This window comes from Mesorhizobium sp. M4A.F.Ca.ET.090.04.2.1 (genome assembly GCF_003999085.1).
GTDB lineage: Bacteria > Pseudomonadota > Alphaproteobacteria > Rhizobiales > Rhizobiaceae > Mesorhizobium.
Genome location: NZ_RZOT01000818.1, coordinates 1 through 1,582, shown reverse-complemented (window position 1 = coordinate 1,582; position 1,582 = coordinate 1). Strand labels below are relative to the sequence as shown.

At 66.7% G+C, this 1,582-nt stretch carries 1 protein-coding gene and 1 pseudogene; one reads left to right on the top strand and one right to left on the bottom strand.

Annotation, left to right across the window (positions count from 1 at the left end; genetic code table 11):
- Nucleotides 1-1,233, top strand: a pseudogene (locus tag EN781_RS32180) (PQQ-binding-like beta-propeller repeat protein); the annotation flags it as partial.
- A 134-nt stretch (nt 1,234-1,367) separates the two neighbouring features.
- Here EN781_RS32180 and EN781_RS34630 read toward each other — a convergent pair.
- Nucleotides 1,368-1,517 carry a hypothetical protein gene (locus EN781_RS34630; protein ID WP_189347964.1) on the bottom strand — a complete coding sequence of 50 codons (150 nt, stop codon included), beginning with the start codon at nt 1,515-1,517 and terminating at the stop codon, nt 1,368-1,370.
- Between the last annotated feature and the right edge of the window lie 65 nt (nt 1,518-1,582).

Sequence of the window (1,582 nt, the reverse complement as noted above, 5' to 3'; positions counted from 1 at the left end):
CTGCTGTGGAACTGGGATTCCGGCAATCCGGACCAGACGACGCCGCTGCCGACCGGCCAAGCCTACACCAACAACTCGCCCAACATGTGGTCGACGCCGAGCGCCGACGAGAAGCTCGGCCTGCTCTACGTGCCGCTCGGCAACCAGACGCCGGACCAGCTCGGCGCCGGACGCAGTGCCAATGTCGAGAAATTCTCCTCCTCGATCACCGCGCTCGACCTCAACACCGGGCAGGTGCGCTGGGTGCGGCAGACCGTGCATCATGACCTTTGGGACATGGACGTTCCGGCGCAGCCGACGCTGGTCGATATCACCACCTCGAGCGGTGTCGTGCCGGCGCTGGTCGGGCCAACCAAGCAGGGCGACCTCTATGTGCTCAACCGGCGCAGCGGCGAGCCGATCATTCCCGTCAAGGAGGTGCCGGCGCCGGGCGGCGCGATCGAGGGCGACCATACCTCGCCGACGCAGCCGGAATCGGACCTTTCCTTCAATCCGAAGCCGCTGACAGGCGCCGATATGTGGGGCATCACCATGTTCGACCAGCTGGCCTGCCGGATCGAATTGCGGGGCCTGCGCTATGAGGGCCGCTACACGCCGCCGTCCGTCCAGGGTTCGCTGATCTATCCCGGCAATTTCGGCGTCTTCAATTGGGGCGGCGTCGCTGTCGATCCGGTTCGGCAGGTGATGTTCGGCATGCCGACCTATCTGGCGTTCAAATCGCAGCTCGTTCCGCGCGACCAGGTGCCGCCGCCGGATGAAGGACGCGGCAGCGAGCAAGGGCTCAACCGCAACGAGGGCGCGCCTTACGCGGTGGTGATGGGGCCGTTCCTGTCGCCGCTCGGCATTCCCTGCCAGGCGCCGCCATGGGGCTATGTCGCCGGCGCCGATCTCAGGACCGGCAAGATCGCCTACAAGCACCGCAACGGCACCGTGCGCGACATGACACCGCTGCCGCTGCCGTTCAAGGTCGGCGTGCCCGGCATTGGCGGGCCGATGATCACCGCCGGCGGCGTCGCCTTCCTGGGAGCGGCGGTCGACGACTATCTGCGCGCCTATGACCTGACCACCGGCAGGCAGCTTTGGAAAGCCAGGCTGCCGGCCGGCGGCCAGTCGACGCCGATGACCTACACGGTCGGCGACGGCCGTCAGTTCGTGGTCATCGTCGCCGGCGGCCATGGTTCGGTCGGCACCAAGCCCGGCGACTATGTGATGGCCTACACGCTGCCGAAATAGGTGTGTTGATGTTCGGGTGATGCCGGCCTGCGAACGGCACACCTATTGCGCTAGGTGACGGCCTGATGGACCGGCACGGGCGAAATCCTGATCGCACAGCTAGCGGCCGCTTGCCCGTCCCACGGTCTTGGCACTCAGTTGCCGGTTTTTGCGCGGCCGGGCCGGCGCCTACTTCTGACCTTGACCGCAACTCGGCCGCCGGTGAGCGTTGCGGCGCGCAGCGCCAAGAGGGCCGCGCCGGCCAGCACGAGCGCGCTTGCGAGGATCGGAGCGGACAAGGTCATAAGCGTTGTTCCTTCTCGTCAGGTACCGCCGTGACAGGCGAAGCCAGGTTGAGCTTCCCTTCAAA

Coding starts and splice junctions, on each gene's coding strand:
- EN781_RS34630 (WP_189347964.1), bottom strand. CDS start 1,517: ATGACCTTGTCCGCTCCGATCCTCGCAAGCGCGCTCGTGCTGGCCGGC.